Source organism: Thiomonas sp. (assembly GCF_034007205.1).
Classification (GTDB): Bacteria; Pseudomonadota; Gammaproteobacteria; order Burkholderiales; family Burkholderiaceae_C; genus Thiomonas.
Window position 1 is genome coordinate 1 of record NZ_JAVERI010000016.1, and the last position, 19,439, is coordinate 19,439.

Below are 19,439 nucleotides of genomic sequence, written 5' to 3' on the forward strand. Positions count from 1 at the left end.
GCTGATCGTGGACGATTGAGATACAGTAAACCCATCGCTTGCGCGCACCCCCGGCGCGTCCACGATCAGCCTGAAACGCCGTCCACGATCAGAATGAAACAGGCGTCCACGATCGCTGAAATGCGCAACCAGACGGATCGTCGCGGAAGATGAGGAGAATGAGGAGAAGATGGGGCGCAGGGCGGTGTGTTCATGCCTGGCATTCTGGAAGTCCGCTGGTGAAAACGGAAATACAGATTCGTCATGCGCATCCAACCGCAAAGCATATGTCGCGCTGCGCATCAGGCGATTCATCGACGACAAACTCCGGTTGGAAACCTCCCCCTTCAGGGGGATAATCGAACGCGGGAGGGGCATGACCTCTTCCGCGTTGTTTCGCCCGGGTAGACCGGGCGCGGATTGAAACATCCCTTATGGGTAAACTGTCTGCTCTGCATGCATCGCAAAACCCCTGTCATCATGCACCCAGAAGGCGGTCTGCTTGGATTCTGTTTGCAGTGCACACGATTGCGTCGAGGTTGTCATGGCTGACGCTGCCAGCCAGCCCACCGGGGAGTGGATCGACCAGTTGCCAGCCTGTGTGGTCATGCTGGTGGGCGACACCGTGCGCTACGCCAACCCGGCGGCGCTGCGGCTGCTGCAGGCGCGCGAACCGTGCGACGTCATCGGGCGCAAGGTCGACGCTTTCATTCATCCGCTGGACCTGCATCGCGTGCTGGCGCGCTTGCGCCACGCCGAAGGCGGCGGCATCAACCCGGTGACCGAGATTCGCGCCTACGCCTGCAGCGGCCAGCCGCTGATGCTGGCCATGAGCAGCGCCACGCTGCAGGTCAAGGGCCAGACGGCGGTGCTGGCCAGCTTTCTCGACATGACCGAGCGTGCCGCGATGGAGCAGCGGCTGCGCCAGACCGACGAAGACTTCCAGCGCATGATGAACACCATGCAGGATGTGTTCTACCGCACCGATGCGCTGGGCATCACCCGCTACGTCTGCCCGGCGGTGAAGCACGTGCTGGGCTATACGGCCGAAGAGATCATCGGCTTGCCCGCGGCGGCGTTCTATCCCGATCCATCGGAGCGCGACGCCCTCGTGGCCGCCATTCGCAAGCAGGGTGCCGTGCACGATTTTCCGGGCCGCATGCGGCGCAAGGACGGGGTCATCATCGACATTTCCATCAGCACCCGTGCCTTGCGCGACGAGCGGGGTCAATACGCCGGGGTCGAAGGCATCTGGCGCGACATCAGCGAGCGCAAGGCGCTGGAGCGCAGGCTCGAACATCTGGCCACCCGCGACAGCCTGACGGGCATCCACAACCGGCACAGCATTCTGGGCATTCTGGAGCGGCTGCTGCAGCGCAAGGCGCCGCTGTCGGTGCTGCTGCTCGATCTGGATCATTTCAAACAGGTCAACGATGGCTTCGGCCATGTCGCGGGCGACCGCGTGCTGGGTCGATTCGCCGAGATCATCGAGAGCGAAAAGCGCAGCCGCGACTTCTTCGGGCGGCTGGGCGGCGAGGAATTCCTCCTGATTCTCGACGGCGCGGACGAAGCCGAGGCGCAGAGCATCGCCGAGCGCCTGCGCGCCGCGGTCTGCGCTCGACCGATCGCCTTGCCCGGGGGCGCAGTGGTGGCGCTGACGGTCAGCATCGGCATGGCGCCGTCCCGCGCGGACGATCTGCGCACCGCCGACGTGCTGGTGCGCGCCGACCGGGCGCTCTACTGCGCCAAGGCAACGGGGCGCAATCGGGTCTGCGCCTGACGGCGCTCCCCCTCCCAACCTCCCCCGCGTGCGGGGGAGGAGAAGACGGCGCTGCGCTATACAAACGATGCCCCTCCCAACCTCCCCCGCGTGCGGGGGAAGAACGGTTTTGCCCCCTCCCCACTCGTCTGCCTCAATATTCGTTCTTCACCCCACCCGCCAGCGCGACAAAGGCGCGTGCGGCAATCGCCACGAAAGGCCGCAGCCACCAGGGCGCGCGGGTGCGCAGGCGGTCGGGGGTGTCGATCGGCAGCGATTGCGCCAGATGCGTCTGGAGGTGTGCGGCCAGTGCGCGGGCGAAGGCGCGGTCGCGCACGGCCAGATTGGCTTCGAGGTTGACCAGCAGCGACAGCGGGTCGATGTTGGAGCTGCCCACAGTGGCCCAGTCCTCGTCGACCACGGCCACCTTGGCGTGCAGGAAAGCGGGGGTGTATTCATAGATGTGCACCCCGGCGCGCAGCATCTCGCCGTAAAGCGCGCGCGCCGCCCAGCCCGCCATGCGGTAATCGAGCCGACCCTGCAGCAGCAGTTCGACGCGCACGCCGCGCGAGGCGGCGTTTTTCAGCGCCTGGCGGAACTCCAGTCCCGGATAGAAGTAGGGGGTGACGATGAGCACGCGCTGCTTCGCCCGCTCGATGGCGCGGATGTAGCTGTGTTCGATGGCGCGGCGCTGCGAGAAGTTGTCGCGCACCACCAGCGCGGCCAGATCTTGCCCCAGGGGCTGTGCGGCGGGGCGCATCGTGGGTGTTCGCGGCGCCGGCGCCGTCGTGCCGGGCAGCAGCGGCGCGCCGTCTTCGTCGGCTACGGGCATGTCGCTGCCCCAGTCCAGCAGTTCCTGCCAGTAGGCGCGACGGTTGGGCGAGGTATCGAACACGCCGGGGCCGGGCAGTTTGCTCAGGCGGCGCTGCAGGCTGCCGGTGAGCACGGTACGCAGCCACAGCCGCTGCATCAGCCATTGCGTCTGCCGCGCGAGGTGGCCGTGGTATTGCACGGCGTAGTCGAGCCGGGGCTGCGCGCTCCAGCCGTGGTGGATGTCGAGCCGGTCGTCGATCAGATTGATGCCGCCGATGAAGGCGGTGTGCGCATCGACCACGCACAGCTTGCGGTGCAGCCGCCGCCAGCGGCCGCGCTGCACCACGTCGAGCCAGCGCCAGGGGCGAAACACCATGAACTCCACGCCGGCTTCGGCAAAGCGGGTGGAAAGCGCGTTTACGCTGCGCCCCGATCCCAGGCCGTCCACCAGCACCCGCACCTGCACACCGCGCCGCGCGGCATCGCACAGTGCGCTGGCGATGGTCATCGCGGCCTCGTCGGTATGAAAGATGTAGGTCTGCAGCCAGATGCTTTCGCGGGCCTGTTCGATGGCTTGCTGCATGGCCGGGAACAGCGCGCTGCCGTAGGGCAGCAGCCGCGGGCTGGCGCCGTCCACCCAGTTCAGCGGTTCTTCGGCGGCTTGAGGCTGTGCCTCGGGCATGACGGGCACGGGCGCGGGGTGACGCTCGGGCGATGCGCTCACACTGCGATGGTCGAGGAAGCGGCCACGGTTTGCTGCGGCGCGGGTGCCTCGGGGCAGTCCGGATCATCGCAGTGCAGCGCGGCCAGCAGCGGGGCATGGTCGGACAGCCGCGCCCAGGCCCGGCCCCAGCCCAGGCCTATCGCGCTGGCGCTGAAGCCCCGGGCGTAGATGCGATCGAGCGGCATCAGCGGCAGCCGCGCGGGGTAGGTGCGCAAGCGCTTGCGCCACGCGGTCTTGCCATTGCTCTTGAGCGGCGGCTCGCTCACGTCGATCAACCCTTGCTCGAGTAGCTGCAGGCCGATGCGGCCGTGCCAGTCGTTGAAGTCGCCGGCGACGATGAGCGCGGCATGCGTCGGCACCTGGGCGGCGATGTAGTCGAGCAGACGATCGGTCTGGCGCTGGCGGCTGGCGGCAAACAGCCCGAAATGCACCACGATGCAGTGCAGCGGCCCGCCGCGGGGAAGCGCCACCTGCGCATGCAGCAGGCCGCGCTGCTCGAAGCGGTGATCCGACACATCGCAGTGGGCGACATCGATGATGGGATAGCGCGACAACAGCGCGTTGCCATGCTCGCCATGACGGGTGCAGGCATTGGTGCGATAGGCCGCGTGCAGCCCCAGCGCCTGGGCGAGAAAGTCGTGCTGCGGTAGTGCGGGCCAGCCGCTCAGACGGCGGGCGTTGTGCTGATGCAGAAACTGCACCTCCTGCAAAAACACCAGATCGGGCTCCAGTCCCTGCAAGGCCGTATGCAGTTCCAGAATGCTGGCGCGCTTGGCCGGCCCGTGACCGAGCACGCCCTTGTGGATGTTGTACGAGGCGACACGCAACTCCATAACCAGCCCTCTATCGGCAAGCCAGGCGGCGCGGCAACTGGCGGATGGCCTCGGCGTTGGACGCCGAGAAGCAGCGCTGCGCCGCTTCCTGCCACGGTAGCCAGATCAGCGCGCGGTGCTCGCGTTCGGCCAGGGTGACGCGGGCGCCCTCAGGCACTTCGAGGCTGAACACATGCTCGGTGTTTTTCCAGATGCCGGGCGCGTAGCGATGGCGCCACTGCGGGTAGATGTCGTACACATTGGCCAGATGCCAGTCGCGCAGCGCGGTTTTCGGCATGGCGCTGCCGCCGACGTGCAGGCCGGTTTCCTCGGCCACTTCGCGCAGGGCGGCATCCATCAGGGGTTCGCCGGGCGCGTCGATGCTGCCCGTCACGCTTTGCCAGAAACCGGGCTGTTGCGCGCGCTCGATCAGCAGCACGTCGAGCGCGGGGGTGTGAATCACCACCAGCACCGAAACCGGGATTTTCTGTCCCGGTACAGGAGGGCGGTCGGCGGCATGGAGGGCTGCATTCATGCGATGCATATTAGGGCAAGCCGCAAAAAAACACCCCCGCCGGAGTTTCGGCGGAGGTGTTCATCGAGGCTGATCTGGATGGATCAGATCGTCTTCTTGGAGAAGTACCAGTCGGTCACTTCCATGCCTTGCGCGGCGCCCTTGCTGACGCGCTCTTCCGCGCCTTCGGTGGTCTTCGGCGGGGGCACGATGACCTTGTCGCCCGGGCACCAGGCTTCGGGCGTGGCCACGCCGTGCTTGTCGCTGGTCTGCAGCGCTTGCAGCAGGCGCACGAACTCGTTGATCGAGCGGCCGTTGCTCATCGGGTAGTACACCATGGCGCGCAGGATGCCGTTGGGGTCGATGAAGAAGGTGGCGCGCACCGCCTGGGTGTCTGCGGCGCCGGGGTGGATCATGCCGTAGGCGCGGGCCACTTCCATCTTCAGGTCTTCGATGATGGGGAAGGGAATGTCCACGCCGAAGTGCTGCTTGATCGAACGCACCCAGGCCAGGTGGGAGAAGATCGAGTCGATCGACAGGCCGAGCAGTTCGCAGTTCATCGACTTGAAGGTCTCGGCTTCGCGGGCGAAGCCCATGAACTCGGTGGTGCACACCGGGGTGAAGTCGGCGGGGTGGGAGAACAGGATCAGCCACTTGCCCTTGTAGTCGGCCAGGGTGCGGGGGCCGTGGGTGGTGACGGCGCTGAAGTTGGGCGCCGGCTCGTTGAGACGGGGAAGGCCGAAGTTTTCGGGGGTTTGTTCCATGCTTGAGCTCCTTGAGTGAGGGGAAAAACATCCGGCGAGAGTGCCGTTGAGAAAGAAGTCTAGGGAAAACCCGGAAATTGATCCAATCGATTGTCACAATCGAACGGTTAGGAAAAACATATGATGAGTCTGCGCAGATGCTGCAAAGCCCCCTCCCCAACCCTCGGCACAAGTGGGGAGGGGAGATTTCCCTGCGCTGCAGCGCATTCTGCACTGCCAACTCAAACTAAGTATGACAGATCGAGATCAGCCCGCTAAGACCAAGGGAAAGACCAGTTCCACCCAGGTGCCGTGGCCTGAAGGCTGTGCGGCATTTTCTGCGCAGGCTTCGGTGGGCAGGCTGGCCGGAGTGCGGTCGATGTTGCGGCGCCAGGCGATCTCGCCGCCCAGCGCGCGGGCGCGGATCTGCATGCTGGTGAGGCCATGACCGCTGGTGGTCTGCTGCGGGTCGAGGCCGATGCCGTCGTCGAAAACGTCCAGCCGCATATAGGTGCGCCCCCAGGGTCGGCTCGCCGACCCGTCCCCCGAGGGGATCAAGGAAACTTGGGACGGCCCTGCGTTTCCTTGAGAGTTATCGACGATGCTCAGCCGCACCGAAACGCGGCTGGCGCGGGCGTGGCGTATGGCGTTGCTCACCGCCTCCTGCAGCAGGGCGCGCAGGTGGTATTGCTGCGCGGCGTCCTGCGGCGGCGGACGCGACGCGCTCAGACCGGCGATGAGCGGCGGCGGCCAGTCGAGCGCCATGCCGGCGGCGGCCAGGCGCTGCGCGGTTTCCGAGCGGATGTCGGCAGCGAACTCCTCCCACGGCTGCACCGCCTGCCGCAGCCCGCGCACGATGGCGCGGAGCTGGTCGATGGTGGTCATCAGCAGGGCCTGTTCGCGCTCGCCGTGCACCAGATGCCGCAGGGTGAGCAGCTTGGCGCCGATGTCGTCGTGCAGATCGCTGGCGATGCGGTCGCGTTCCTGTTGCACGCCGGTTTCCAGCGCGTCGCGGCCCGCCGCGGCTTGGTTGAACAGGGTCACGAGCGAGGCGGCCAGCTCGGCGTCGGTCACGGTGAACAGGCGCTGGCCGGCGCTGCGCCCCTGCAGACGGCGCGCGGCCAGGCCGCCTGCCGGGGCGATGCGCAGCTCCATGCCGTCCTGCGCCAGACCGGGGTCGGTGTCGACCTCGCTTTGCCGCATGGGCAGGTTGTGCAGCGGCTGATACAGCCGGTTGAGCAGACCGAGCCAGCGCCGTTCACGCTCCAGGGTTTGCGCGGTGAAGGCCACCGAGATGATTTCGGGCAGCAGTCGGTCGATGGGCGGCAGCTCGCCTTGCATCATGCGGCCCCACAGCCACTGGCGCAGGGGCAGATAAAGCAGCCCGGCCAGCAGCAGCGTGAGCGCGAGCGACAGGTCGTGCGGCCAGTTCAGCAGCAGCACCAGCAGCATGTCGAGCACGACGATCAGGCCCAGCCCCAGCACCCACAGCAGCAGCCGATAGGCCCAGCGGTCGAGGTCGAACAGGTGATAGCGCCCCACGCCCAGCGCCAGACCGAGGTACATGGCGAGAAAAAAACCGAAGGCGTAGCCCTGCTGCATGAGCGGAAACACGCCGATCATCCTCGATCCGAAGGTGAAGGCCACAAAGGTGAATCCGCCCAGCAGGGCCGTGAGGATGAACCAGCGCAGCGCCGCGCGGTCGGCTGCGCGCATGGCGCTGCGCCGCCACTGCACCACGGCCAAGGCGACGGCGAGCAGGATTTCCAGCAGCAGCGGGATGCGTATGCCCCAGCTCACGTTGGGTGCGAGACGCGCCGCATCCAGCGCCCACCAGCCCACGACGAGAATGGGCGCTGGCCAGAGCCATTTCGCTGCCGCCAGACGCGCGGGGTAGACGAGGAACAGAGCAGCCAATGCGCCGCCAAACCCCAGCGCGCCCAGATGGTTGAGGATCGAAAGCCGCTCGAACAGACCGCCGGGCAGCGCCAGTTCGCGCGTGCTGTAAACCGCGGCGGTGAAGGTGGCCAGCAGAAACAGCAGCCCGGAGAGCGCCAGCAGCCGCCCCGACCAGCCCCTGGGTTTGAGCGCGTACACCCAGGCGCCGACGAGCAGGGACACGCCGCCGCAGAGCAACTGGAACCAGAACACGAAAGGCAGACTGGAAAGCGGGCGGCTGGGGCGTGGCGTGACGGTGTGCTCGAAAACCTGCCCGGCGGGGTCTTGCCAGCTCAGTCGCAGGGGGCGTTTTTGTAGCGCGGCGATCTGCGACTGGCGCTGAAAGAAGCGCTCGACTTCGGCGTAGGTGTTGAAATAGTCAGGTTCTTCGATCAGGTCGGCGGGCTGCAGCACCACGCGCTGTCCGCCTGCGCCGATCGACAGCAGGCGCGATCCCGGGGGGATGGCGGCGGCAGGACACTTGCGGGCGACCTGCGAGACTTCGATGCCCATGCTGTACGGCTCAGTGCCGGACGACAGGACGAGTCCCAGCCACGGCTGATGCAGGGCGAGGTACAGCGCCGCAGTGACCCCCGCGAGGGTCAGCAGCAAGGCGCCCATCAGAATGCGGGCGGAACGGGTTTGCGGCATCGGCATGATGGGCGGATTGTCGCCCACTGCGCGCTGCCGTCGTCAATGCGCGCGGGGTCGGACGACGGCGTTTTCCAGCGCGTCGATGAAGCGTGCGGCCACGTCGCAGCCGGTCTGCTGCGTGATTTCCTGGAAGCAGGTGGGGCTGGTGACGTTGATCTCGGTGAGCCTGTCGCCAATGATGTCGATGCCCACCAGCAACAGACCGCGCGCGGCCAGCACCGGGCCGAGGGCGCGGGCGATGGCCCAGTCGGACTCGGTGAGCGGCTGCGCCAGCCCCAGACCGCCGGCGGCGAGATTGCCGCGCGTCTCGCCGCCTTGCGGTATGCGCGCCAGGCTGTAGGGCACGGGCTCACCGTCGATGATGAGCACCCGCTTGTCGCCCTGCGCGATGGCGGGCACGAAGCGCTGCGCCATGATGGTGGTGGCGCCGTTGGCCGTGAGGGTTTCGATCACCACGTTGAGGTTGGGATCGGGGCTGCCATCGGCCTGCTGGCGCAGGCGGAAAATGCCGGTGCCGCCCATGCCGTCGAGCGGCTTGAGAATGATGTCGCCCTGTTCGGCGTAGAACGCCTTGATCTGCGCCGCGCGGCGGCTGACCAGGGAGGGGGCGATGAACTGCGGAAATTCCAGGATGGACAGCTTTTCCGGGTGGTCGCGCAGCGCACGGGGGCTGTTGAACACCCTTGCTCCTTCGCGCTCGGCCTGCTGCAGCAGATGGGTGGCGTAGAAATATTCGCTGTCGAAGGGCGGGTCCTTGCGCATGAGCACCGCATCGACCTCGCGCAAGGCGAGCGGGCGCTGGTCGAGCACGCGGTACCAGTTTTTTCCGTGGGCATCGCCGGTCAGTTCGATGCGGCGGCACACGGCCGTCACGGGCGCTGCAAACTCCCCCTCCCAACCTCCCCCGGCAAGCGGGGGAGGGGCGATCACCCTCTCTGCACTTTGGGTGAGGGTTGGGGTGGGGAGCCCGCCCCGCCAGTGCAGATCAGCCGCCTCGCACACCCACAGCACATGGCCGCGCGCCTGCGCCTCGCGCATCATGGCGAAGGTGGTGTCCTTGTAAATCTTGAAGGACGCGATCGGGTCGGCGATGAACAGCAGTTGCATGATGGCGTTGCACCTCAGCCCAGTTCCACATCGGGGTCGGTGCGCTCCAGCTCGTAACTGGCGGCCACCATCGCCAGGCGCGCGATGACGCCGTACATGTAGAAGCGATTCGGTCCGTTGGTGCCGGGTTCGGCCTCCGGGTGGGTGACGTTGAACTGTTCCTCGAAAGCCAGCGGCACGAAGTGCATGCCGGGGGCGTTGAGGTTTTCATCCGGCCCGCGGTCGGCGTGCACGCGGTAGAAGCCGCCCACCACATAGCGGTCCATCATGTAGACCACCGGCTCGCACACCGCTTCCTGCAGGCGCTCGACGCTGGGCACGCCCTCCTGAATCATCACTTCGCTGACCTCCAGACCTTCCTTGACCACGCTCATCTTGTTGCGGGTCTTGCGGTTGAGGTCGCGCACTTCGCTGGGGTCGCGCACGGTCATCACGCCCATTCCGTAGGTGCCGGCGTCGGCCTTGACGATGACGAAGGGTTTTTCCTGAATGCCGTATTCCTTGTACTTCTTGCGCACCTTGGCCAGCACGCTGTCGACCGCGTCGGCCAGGCAGTCTTCGCCATGACGCTCGTGGAAGTTGACCTTGCCGCAGCGGGCGAAGTAGGGGTTGAGCATCCACGGGTCGACGCCGATGAGCTTGGCGAACTTCTTGGCCACATCGTCATAGGCATGAAAGTGGTTGGACTTGCGCCGCACCGCCCAGCCCGCATGCAGCGGCGGCAGCAGGTATTGTTCGTGCAGGCCCTGCAGGATGGGCGGGATGCCGCTCGACAGATCGTTGTTGAGCAGGATGGTGCAGGGGTCGAAGTCTTTCAGGCCCAGACGCATCTTGCTGCGGACCAGCGGCTCGACCACCAGCTCGCCGCCCGAAGGCAGCTTGAGGTGCATGGGCTCGACGACCGATTCGTCGAGCGAACCCAGACGCACGTTCAGCCCGGCCTGGCGGAAGATGCGCATCAGGGTGTCGACGTTTTCCAGATAGAAGGTGTTGCGCGTGTGGTTCTCGGGAATGACCAGCAGGTTCTTGGCCTCCGGGCAGATTTTCTCGATGGCCGCCATGGCGGCCTGCACCGCCAGCGGCATCATGTCCGGGGAGAGGTTGTTGAAGCCGCCGGGAAACAGATTGGTGTCGACCGGCGCGAGCTTGAACCCCGCATTGCGCAGATCGACCGAGCTGTAGAACGGCGGGGTGTGTTCCATCCATTCGAGGCGGAACCAGCGCTCGATGGCCGGTTGCGCCTCGAGGATGCGCTGTTCGAGTTCGAGCACGGGATCGCCCGATGAGGTGATGAGATGCGGGATCATTGTTCTGTTTGTAAAAGCGAGGACAGCCCAGATTCTTGCAGACGCGGCGCAAATGCGCTGCGCATAAAAAACCGCCCCGGTGTTTCGGGGCGGTGGGAACATCCTGGGGACAGGATGAGGAGACGCCATCTGACCTGGCGGCGTTGCTGCCGCCAAACCGTCCGGAGGAAAAACCTTTACAACACTTGCTCGCCGTGCAGGCTGATGTCCAGACCTTCGCGTTCCTGCTCCTCGGTGACGCGCAGGCCGATGACCATGTCGACGACCTTGAGGATGATGAAGGTGACGATGGCGTCGTAGACGATGGTGAACCCCACGCCCTTGGCCTGGATCAGGATCTGCGCCATATTGCCTTCCAGCGCGCCAGCGGTGCCGCCGATGGCCTTGACCGCGAACACGCCGGTGAGCATGGCGCCGATGATGCCGCCGATGGCATGCACGCCGAAGGCGTCGAGCGAGTCGTCATAGCCGATCATTTCCTTCATGTAGACCGCAGTCCAGAAGCACACCACGCCAGCGATCAGGCCGATGGCCAGCGCGCCGCCGGGGCCGACAAAGCCGGAGGCCGGGGTGATGGCCACCAGGCCGGCCACCGCACCGGAGGTGATGCCCAGGATGGTGGGTTTGCCGCGGGCGATCCACTCGGCGAACATCCAGCCCAGGGCGGCGGCGGCGGTGGCGATCTGCGTGGCGGCCATGGCCATGCCGGCGCGGTCGCTCGCGGCCACGGCGGAACCGGCGTTGAAGCCGAACCAGCCCACCCACAGCAGCGAGGCGCCGATCAGGGTCAGCACCAAGTTGTGCGGCGGCATGGCTTCCTTGCCGTAGCCGATGCGCTTGCCCATCACCAATGCCGCCACCAGACCCGCGATACCGGCATTGATGTGCACCACGGTGCCGCCGGCGTAGTCGAGCACGCCGTCGCCGCCGAGCCAGCCGCCGCCCCACACCATGTGAGCGATCGGGGCATACACGGCCAGCAGCCAGATGCCCATGAACCACAGCAGGGCGGAGAACTTCATGCGGTCGGCGAACGACCCCACGATCAGCGCCGGGGTGATGATGGCGAAGGTCATCTGGAAGGTCATGTAAGTCGACTCAGGGATGGTCGGCGCCAGCGGGTTGGCCGAATCCAGGCCCATGCCATTGAGGAAAAACCGGCTCAATCCACCAATGAAGCCATTGCCCGGGGTGAACGCCAGGCTGTAGCCGATGATCATCCACAGCACCGTGACCAGACAGGTGATGGCGAAGCTCTGCATCAGCGTGGCGAGCACATTCTTCTTGCGCACCATGCCGCCGTAGAACAGCGCCAGACCGGGAATGGTCATCATCAGCACCAGCGCGGTGGAGGTCAGCATCCAGGCGTTGTCGCCGGAATTGATGAAGGCGGCCGGGTTGGAGGCCGCAGCCGCCGGGGCGGTCTGTGCCCAGGCGCTGCCCATGCCGAGCAGCATCGCGCCGAGCGCTGCGGGAATTGCGAGACTTTTTTTCATGTCGAAGTCCTCAGGAATGGGGTCAAAGGGCGTCGCCGCCGGTCTCGCCGGTGCGGATGCGCACGACCTGTTCGAGCGCGGAGACGAAAATCTTGCCGTCGCCGATCTTGCCGGTGCGGGCTGCGGTTTCGATCGCTTCGATGGTGCGTTCGACCAGCGCTTCCGGCACGGCCGCCTCGATCTTCACCTTGGGCAGAAAGTCCACCACGTATTCCGCGCCGCGGTACAGCTCGGTGTGGCCCTTCTGCCGACCAAAACCCTTGACCTCGGTGACGGTGATGCCCGTCACCCCGATGCCCGACAAGGACTCGCGCACCTCGTCGAGCTTGAACGGCTTGATGATGGCCGTGATCATTTTCATAGTGGCTCCTTCAGTGGTGGGCCCGCAGGCCCATGTGGGTCAAAACGAGTAGACGGCCATGAGCTCGACCGAATTCTGCTTGGTGGTGGGCGAGCCATCCTTATCGGTGAAGATGGCGTTGTCGGATTTGTCCTGGCGCACTTCGGCCGAGAGCTTGAAGTTCTTCACCGGGGTGTAGTTCACCGCGAGAGTCAGCTCCTTGAGCTTGTTGGACGTGCCGTTGGAGCCGGAGACGATGCCGTCCTTGTCGTCGATGTATTCGCCGCGGGCGGCCAGCGAAAACTGGTCGGAGAGTGCGTAGGTGGCGTAGAGCGCCAGACCGTTGGCCTTGCCGGCGCCGCCGCCGGGCAGGGCATCGTCCTTGGACAGCAGATCGACGTTGGCGGCCAGAGTGAGTGCGCTGTTGACGTTGAAGCTGCCGACAAAGTCGAACAGTTGCAGCACCCCATTGGTCGAACCGCCGAACAACGGCGACTGGCCGCGGTAGTAATCGGCCGTGTAGGAGAACAGGCTGCTCGGGCTGCCGGTCAGTCCCAGTTCGATGGTCTTGGCGGTGTTGGACGGCTGCGGGCTGACCCAGCCGTTGTTGACGCCGCCGATGACGGTCAACGCGGGCGAGACGGCGTAACTGGCGCGCAGGCCGGTGAGGGCGCCAGGCTCCATGTCCCAGAACAGGATGCTGCGCGAAACCGTGGAATCGTTCACCGGATTGGTGGACTCATAGCCCGCCAGCGAACTGAACTTGCCGCCCAGGATGGTGAGACCGCCGTTGGCATACTGCACGAACGCATTGTTCAGGTAGAAGGCGCTGTCGTTGCCGTTGAGCACTTTGGCGTCGTTGCCCGCAATGACGTTGACCTGGGCACCGAAACCCGAACTAGGGAGGTAGGCCACAGTCGCCGAGGCCTGGTTGGCCGAAAAGCCGTTGGTCTTGTTGTCATAGGCGCGAAGCAAGGTCGACGAGGTATCGAAATAGGTGTAGCTGCCTGCCATGTATCCGCTGATGCTCAGACCGGGCGTGGCGGCGATCACCGCGCCCAGGCTGGGGACGGCAGGCGCCGCGGGCGCCGGCGTGGTCTGGGCCGAAGCAACACCTGCAGTGCTGGCCAGAGCGGCAGCCACGGCCGCGGCGATTGCGATTTTGTTCATCCAAGTTTCTCCTGTGAGTGCAGCCGGGCAAGACGCCCACCATGAAATGCCGGGGAGCATCTGCAGCTTTCGTGCCAGGTTTGTATGGGGATGTCACATCATTGACACTTGCTTGTTCTTCTCTTGAAGAGGAAATGGGTGCACCTGAGTTGTGCGAATCGATGTATGCGCACCAATTTGGAACGTTTTGCTGCGGTTGATCCTTGGCTACACGCAAAAACGCAATGGCCCGCCTCCTGTGCCGGGCGGGAAAAATCGGCCGCAGTGCAGCAGAAACCTGCGGGAGCGCAACCGCCATGAACGACGGCTTTCGCCAACGCAACACGGCTTTTTCGACCCGCTCGGCCGCCTGGCTAAGCGCGGCGAGTTCGACGCCACCCGGCGCTTGCTGCTGGTCGCGCGCCAGGCATGCCCATATTTCGGAGAGCGGCCGAAGAGCGGGGATCAGGCGGGAGTTCCGGGTTGGGCGACAAGCGTCTCGGCGAGATGGCAGGCGACTTCGCGTCCCGCCACGGCGCGCAGCTGCGGCACCTCGGCTTTGCACCGGGTGACGGCATGCGGGCAGCGGGTATGGAAGACGCAACCCGAAGGAGGGTTGAGCGGCGAAGGCAACTCGCCTTTGAGCAGCTCGCGTACCTTGCGGCGGTTCGCTTCGATCTGCGGCGTAGCGGTGATGAGCGCGCGGGTGTAGGGATGCAGCGGTGTGTCGAGCAAGGTATCGCGGCTGCCGATCTCCATGGCGCGGCCGAGGTACATCACCATCACGTCATCGGCAATGTGGCGAACCACGGACAGATCGTGGGAGATGAACAGATAGGCCACGCCGAATTCCTCGCCCAAGTCCATCAGCAGATTGAGCACCTGCGCCCGCACCGACACGTCGAGTGCCGAGACGGGTTCGTCGGCGACCACCACCTTGGGGTTGAGCATCAGCGCGCGGGCGATGGCGATGCGCTGGCGCTGTCCGCCGGAGAACATATGCGGGTAGCGGGCGGCGTAATCGGGTCGCAGGCCGACCTTGGCCATCATCCAGTCCACCCGCTCGCGGCGTTCGGCGGCGGTCATGCGGGTGTTGATGATGAGCGGCTCCTCCAGGATGTGGCGCACGGCCTTGCGCGGATTGAGCGAGCCGTAGGGGTCTTGAAACACGATCTGCACCTGGCTGCGCGCCGCCCGCAGCGCCAGTCTGTCGTGCAGGGCGACCGGTCGACCATCGAGTCGGATGCTGCCCGAGGTGGGCGACTCGATGAAGGTCACCTGACGCGCCAGGGTGGATTTGCCGCAGCCCGACTCGCCGACCACGGCCAGCGTGCGCGCCGCGGGCAGGCTGAATGACACGCCGTCGAGCGCACGCAACGCGACCTTGGGGCGAAACGGTCCGGCCGGCACCGCGTAATGTCGGCTGAGGCCGATGGCTTCGAGCACAGGGAGATGGGAAGCGGGGGGCGTCATGCGCTTTGCGGAATGGAGGTGCGGCTTGCCGCCAACGGGAAGAAGCAGCGCACTTGGCGCTGTGTGTCGCCATGGAGCATGGGCTGCTCGCGCCGACAGCGTTCCTGGGCATAAGGGCAGCGTGGGCCGAGCAGGCAGCCACGAGGTCGGTCGTGCTGGCCGGGTACGACACCGGCCAGGGCATTGAGACGGCGCTGGCCACGCGCGCGCTCGGGCAGCGCCGCCAGCAAGGCCTCGGTGTAGGGGTGGCGCGGGTCGTCGAACAGCATGTCGGCTGGTGCCGTTTCCACCACCTGCCCGGCGTACATCACTAGGACCCGGTGCGCAGCTTCGGCGGCCACGGCGAGGTCGTGGGTGATGAGAATGAGCGACATGCCGCGTTCTTGCTGCAGGTGCAGCAGCAGGTCCATGACCTGCGCCTGGATGGTGACGTCCAGCGCGGTGGTCGGCTCGTCGGCGATCAGCAGCTTGGGGTTGCAGGCGATGGCCATGGCGATCATCACCCGCTGGCTCATGCCGCCCGACATCTGATGCGGATAGGTGTCGAGGCGGCGTCGCGGGTCGGGAATGCCGACCTGCGACAACAACTCAGCGGCGCGGTCGCGGCGGCTGCGCGTGCTGCCGCCGCCGTGGATTTTCAGCGCCTCCATGATCTGCCAGCCCACGGTGAACGCCGGGTTCAGGCTGGTCATCGGCTCCTGGAAGATCATGGCGATGTCGCCCCCGGTGATCGTGCGGCGCCGCTTCGGTGGCAGGGCCAGCAGATCCTGACCATCGAACATCAGGCGTTCGGCGCTCACGCGGCCGGGATAGGCGATCAACCCCATGAGCGCAAGCGAGGTGACGCTCTTGCCTGATCCGGATTCGCCGACGATGCCCAGCACTTCGCCGGGCCGAACGGTGAAGCTCACGCCGTCGACCGCGCGGAAGGGTTGGTCTGCGGCGCCGAATTCGACGCGCAGATTCTGGATGTCGAGCAAGGCGGTCATCAGCGTTTGAGTTTGGGGTCCAGGGCATCGCGCAGGCCGTCGCCCATCAGGTTGAAGGCGAGCACGGTGATGAGAATGGCCAGACCGGGAAAGGTCACCACCCACCAGGCGCTTTGCACGAACTGCATCGAATCGGCCAGCATCGTGCCCCATTCGGGGGTCGGTGGCTGTGCGCCCAGGCCCAGAAAGCCCAGCGCGGCGGCGTCGAGGATGGCCGAGGAAAAACCCAGCGTGGCCTGCACGATCAGCGGTGCGGTGCAATTGGGCAGAAGGGTGGAGAACATCAGCCGCAGATGCCCCGCGCCCGCCACGCGCGAGGCCATGACATAGTCCTTGGCCGATTCGGCCACCACCGAGGCGCGAGTGAGCCGTATATAAAACGGAATGTTGACAATGGCGATGGCGATGATGGCGTTGACCAGACTGGGGCCCAGAATGGCGACGATGGCGATGGCCAGCAGCAGGCTGGGTATGGCCATCATGATGTCGACCAGACGCATGATCACGCTATCGATCCAGCCGCGGTAGAACCCAGACAGCAGTCCCAGCACCACGCCGACGGCCAGAGACAGCGTGACCACGAGCAGGCCGACGAACAGCGACAGCCGCGCGCCGAAAATCAGCCGTGAAAGCAGGTCTCGCCCGACGGCGTCGGTGCCCAGCGGATCGGTCCAGCTCCCGCCGGGCAGCCATGCCGGAGGCTGCAGAAACGCCGACTGATCCTGATCGATCGGTGAATGCGGCGCCACCCACGGCGCGAAAATGGCGATGAGTACCAGCGCCACGCTCACCGCCAGCCCGGCCAAGGCGCCCTTGCTTTCCCGGAAGTCGCGCCAGACTTCGACCAGGGGGTGCGGTGGTTGATGGCGGACGTGGGCGAAGGCGTGCGCTTCGCCCGCATCGGATGCACTGTCGAGCGACAGTTCGTTTTGAGGATCGGATGGCATCGCGGCGGCGGGATCAGCGGGGGTGGCGGATGCGGGGGTCGATCAGGCCATAGGTCAGATCGACGAGAAAGTTGACGAGGATGATCGCGCAGGCGATGAGCAGAATGCCGCCCTGGATCACCGGATAGTCGCGCTGGTTGATGGCTTGCACCATCCACTGGCCTATGCCCGGCCAGGAGAAAATGGTTTCGGTGAGAATCGCCCCGGTCAGCAGCATGCCGACCTGCAGGCCGGTCACCGTGACGACTGGAATCAGCGCATTGCGCAACGCATGCACCAGGATCACCCGCCAGGGCGCCGCGCCCTTGGCGCGGGCGGTGCGCACATAGTCATCGCCCAGCACTTCCAGCATCGATGAACGGGTCATGCGCGCGATTACCGCCAGCGGAATCGTGCCCAGCACGATGGCAGGCAGAATCAGGTGCCATAGCGCGTTTTCGAAGGCATCGAAATCGTTCTCCCGCAGCGTGTCGATCAGCATGAAGCCCGTGTGGGGCGTGATCCAGTATTCGGCCGACAGGCGTCCCGATACCGGCGTCCAGCCCAGTTGCACCGAGAACAGCAAAATCAACAGCAGCGCCCACCAGAAAATCGGCATGGAATAGCCGGTGAGGCTGGCCGTCATCACCGTGTGATCGATCCAACTGCCGCGCTTGACTGCGGCGAGTACGCCCGCCGGCAGGCCGATGACGATGGCAAATACGATGGCCGCAAGCGACAGCTCGACAGTAGCCGGGAAGCGCTGGAGAAATTCGGTCATCACCGGCTGGCGGGTAAAGATCGACCGACCCAGATCGCCATGCAGTGCATTCCAGTCGTACATCAGAAACTGCTGCCAAAGTGGCTTGTCCAGGCCGAGCTGGTGCAGCATTTCGGCGTGGCGCTCGGGTGTGAGCCCGCGGATGCCGACCATAATGGTGATCGGATCGCCGGGGATGAGATGCACCAGGGCGAAAGTGAGCAGGCTCACGCCCGCCAGCGCCGGGATGATCAGCGCCAAGCGTTTGAGGAAAAAGGAGGTCATTCCAGGCTTACGCCGTAGAAGATATGCGCTCCCGTCGGCGAGATGGTGTAGCCCCGTACCTTTTTGGACATGGGCATGTAAACCGTGGAATAGTCGATCGGCACCCAAGGAACCTGCTGGTGAAAGATCACCTGCGCCTGTTCATAGAGCTTGGCGCGCTTGGACTGATCGGTGGTTTGCAGGGCTTCGTCCATCAGGTTTTGGTAAGGCTTGTTGCACCACTGGGCGATGTTCTGCGTGGTGTGCACGCCGGCGCAGCCCAGCAGGGTGTTGAGGAAGTTGTCGGGATCGCCGTTGTCGCCGGTCCAGCCCAGCAGCGCGGTCCGGTGTTCGGCCTGTCCCAGGCGCTTGAGGTATTCGCCCCACTCGTAGGTCACGATCTTGGCCTTGACGCCGATCTTGGCCCAGTCCGACTGGATCATCACCGCCATGCGGCGCGCGTCGGGGTTGTACGGACGAGAGACGGGCATGGCCCAGATATCGGTTTCGAAGCCATTGGGGTAGCCCGCCTTGGCCAGCAGTTTCTTGGCTTCGGCCGGGTCATGGGGGTAGTCTTTGATCGATTGGTCGTAGCCCCAGATGGTCCGCGGCATCGGGTTGACCGCCACGGTGGCCGTTCCCTGGAAAACGGCATCGACGATGGCCTTTTTGTTGATGGCCATGTAGAGCGCCTTGCGCACCTCGACATTGTCCAGCGGTTTTTTCTCGGTGTTGAAGGCCAGGTAGCCGACGTTCAGACCGGGCTGCGAGAGCACCTCGATGGATTTATCAGCTTGCATCGCCTTGATATCGGTGGGATTGGGGTAAGCCATGATCTGGCATTCGCCCGCGCGCAGCTTGGCCCAGCGCACCGAGGCATTGGGCGTGATGGCGAATACCAGATTGTCGATGGCGGCCTTGCCGCGCCAATACTGCGGGAACGCCCTGTAGCGGATCATCGAATCGGGCTGATAGGCCACAAGCTCGAACGGGCCGGTGCCGATGGGCTTGAGATCGAGGTCTTGCTTCTTGTTCTCCTTGGCCAACTTGTCCGCGTACTGCGCCGAGTCGATGGAGGCGAAGTCCATGGCCATATCGGCCAGAAAAGCCGCATTGGGCTGATTGAGCTCGAACCGCACGGTGTAGGAGTCGAGCTTCCTGATCGCCTTGATGAGCTTGGGCATGCCCATGCCGTTGAAATAGTCGTACGTGCCGCCCGAGACCCTGTGATACGGATTGCTCTTGTCGAGCATGCGCTCGAAGGTGAACACCACATCGTCGGCGTCGAAGTCGCGCGTGGGGGTGAAGCCAAAGTTGCTCTGGAACCTCACGCCCTTGCGCAAATGGAAAGTGTAGGTTTTGCCATCAGGCGAGACCTCCCACGAGGTGGCCAGCCCCGGCTCGACTTCGGTCGTGCCGGGCTTGAATTCCACCAGACGGCTGTAGATGGTGCGCGAGCTGGCATCGAAGGTGGTGCCGTCGGTGTAGAGCGCAGGTTGAAAGCCGTTGGGGTTGCCCTCGGAGCAGTACACCAAGGTCTTGGCGGCCAGCGCAGGCAGACTGAATGCCGCAAGCGATGCGCCCAGCGCGAGTGCCGCAATGGACTTTCTCATGGAAATTTCCTCATGGGTTGTGTACGGTGGGACTTCAACACAGTGGCACGGAAATAAAGCAAGTGTTGTGCCAAAAAAA

The 19,439-nt window shown here is 65.1% G+C and carries 17 protein-coding genes; 1 reads left to right on the top strand and 16 read right to left on the bottom strand.

The window, feature by feature from the left end; translation table 11 throughout:
* The coding region (locus RBR52_RS12570) for a hypothetical protein (RefSeq protein WP_320377619.1) at positions 1-294 on the bottom strand (294 nt) is incomplete at its 3' end.
* 229 nt (positions 295-523) lie between these two features.
* Between RBR52_RS12570 and RBR52_RS12575 the strand changes: the two genes are divergently transcribed.
* Positions 524-1,759, top strand: a complete 1,236-nt coding sequence (locus RBR52_RS12575; protein WP_320377620.1) for a diguanylate cyclase — start codon at positions 524-526, stop codon at positions 1,757-1,759.
* A 133-nt stretch (positions 1,760-1,892) separates the two neighbouring features.
* On the opposite strand, the gene clsB is transcribed toward RBR52_RS12575, so the two are convergent.
* The 15 genes from clsB to RBR52_RS12650 all read right to left on the bottom strand — a co-directional run bounded on the left by clsB (position 1,893) and on the right by RBR52_RS12650 (position 19,360).
* Positions 1,893-3,275 (bottom strand): cardiolipin synthase ClsB, encoded by a 1,383-nt coding sequence (clsB, locus tag RBR52_RS12580; RefSeq protein WP_320377621.1) that lies wholly within the window; start codon positions 3,273-3,275, stop codon positions 1,893-1,895.
* Positions 3,272-4,108 carry an endonuclease/exonuclease/phosphatase family protein gene (locus RBR52_RS12585; RefSeq protein ID WP_320377622.1) on the bottom strand — a complete coding sequence of 279 codons (837 nt, stop codon included), beginning with the start codon at positions 4,106-4,108 and terminating at the stop codon, positions 3,272-3,274. Before RBR52_RS12585 ends, clsB begins: the two co-directional genes overlap by 4 nt.
* Positions 4,109-4,118: 10 nt before the next feature.
* Entirely contained in the window at positions 4,119-4,631 is a 513-nt protein-coding gene (gene nudB, locus RBR52_RS12590) for a dihydroneopterin triphosphate diphosphatase (RefSeq protein WP_320377623.1), read from the bottom strand.
* Between the two features lie 74 nt (positions 4,632-4,705).
* On the bottom strand, positions 4,706-5,365 hold the full coding sequence (locus RBR52_RS12595; RefSeq protein ID WP_320377624.1) for a peroxiredoxin: 660 nt from the start codon (positions 5,363-5,365) through the stop codon (positions 4,706-4,708).
* A gap of 246 nt (positions 5,366-5,611) precedes the next feature.
* Complete coding sequence (locus RBR52_RS12600) at positions 5,612-7,933, bottom strand: histidine kinase (RefSeq protein ID WP_320377626.1); 2,322 nt, start codon at positions 7,931-7,933, stop codon at positions 5,612-5,614.
* 42 nt (positions 7,934-7,975) lie between these two features.
* The gene (gene gshB / locus RBR52_RS12605) at positions 7,976-9,043 is read right to left on the bottom strand and encodes a glutathione synthase (RefSeq protein ID WP_320377627.1); all 1,068 of its coding nucleotides are present in this window, start codon (positions 9,041-9,043) and stop codon (positions 7,976-7,978) included.
* 14 nt (positions 9,044-9,057) lie between these two features.
* Complete coding sequence (gene gshA, locus RBR52_RS12610; RefSeq protein WP_320377628.1) at positions 9,058-10,350, bottom strand: glutamate--cysteine ligase; 1,293 nt, start codon at positions 10,348-10,350, stop codon at positions 9,058-9,060.
* Between the two features lie 176 nt (positions 10,351-10,526).
* On the bottom strand, positions 10,527-11,864 hold the full coding sequence (locus tag RBR52_RS12615; protein WP_320377667.1) for an ammonium transporter: 1,338 nt from the start codon (positions 11,862-11,864) through the stop codon (positions 10,527-10,529).
* 4 nt (positions 11,865-11,868) lie between these two features.
* Positions 11,869-12,207: a P-II family nitrogen regulator gene (locus RBR52_RS12620; RefSeq protein ID WP_013107214.1), complete on the bottom strand. Its 339-nt coding sequence runs from the start codon at positions 12,205-12,207 to the stop codon at positions 11,869-11,871.
* 39 nt (positions 12,208-12,246) lie between these two features.
* On the bottom strand, positions 12,247-13,356 hold the full coding sequence (locus RBR52_RS12625; protein WP_320377629.1) for an outer membrane beta-barrel protein: 1,110 nt from the start codon (positions 13,354-13,356) through the stop codon (positions 12,247-12,249).
* A 444-nt stretch (positions 13,357-13,800) separates the two neighbouring features.
* Entirely contained in the window at positions 13,801-14,808 is a 1,008-nt protein-coding gene (locus tag RBR52_RS12630) for a dipeptide ABC transporter ATP-binding protein (RefSeq protein ID WP_320377630.1), read from the bottom strand.
* Positions 14,805-15,797 (bottom strand): oligopeptide/dipeptide ABC transporter ATP-binding protein, encoded by a 993-nt coding sequence (locus RBR52_RS12635; protein WP_320377632.1) that lies wholly within the window; start codon positions 15,795-15,797, stop codon positions 14,805-14,807. The genes RBR52_RS12630 and RBR52_RS12635 overlap by 4 nt, the downstream gene beginning before the upstream one ends.
* Positions 15,797-16,744: an ABC transporter permease subunit gene (locus RBR52_RS12640; protein ID WP_320377633.1), complete on the bottom strand. Its 948-nt coding sequence runs from the start codon at positions 16,742-16,744 to the stop codon at positions 15,797-15,799. The genes RBR52_RS12635 and RBR52_RS12640 overlap by 1 nt, the downstream gene beginning before the upstream one ends.
* Before the next feature lie 13 nt (positions 16,745-16,757).
* Complete coding sequence (locus RBR52_RS12645) at positions 16,758-17,768, bottom strand: ABC transporter permease subunit (protein ID WP_320377634.1); 1,011 nt, start codon at positions 17,766-17,768, stop codon at positions 16,758-16,760.
* Positions 17,765-19,360, bottom strand: a complete 1,596-nt coding sequence (locus tag RBR52_RS12650) for an ABC transporter substrate-binding protein (RefSeq protein WP_320377635.1) — start codon at positions 19,358-19,360, stop codon at positions 17,765-17,767. The genes RBR52_RS12645 and RBR52_RS12650 overlap by 4 nt, the downstream gene beginning before the upstream one ends.
* Between the last annotated feature and the right edge of the window lie 79 nt (positions 19,361-19,439).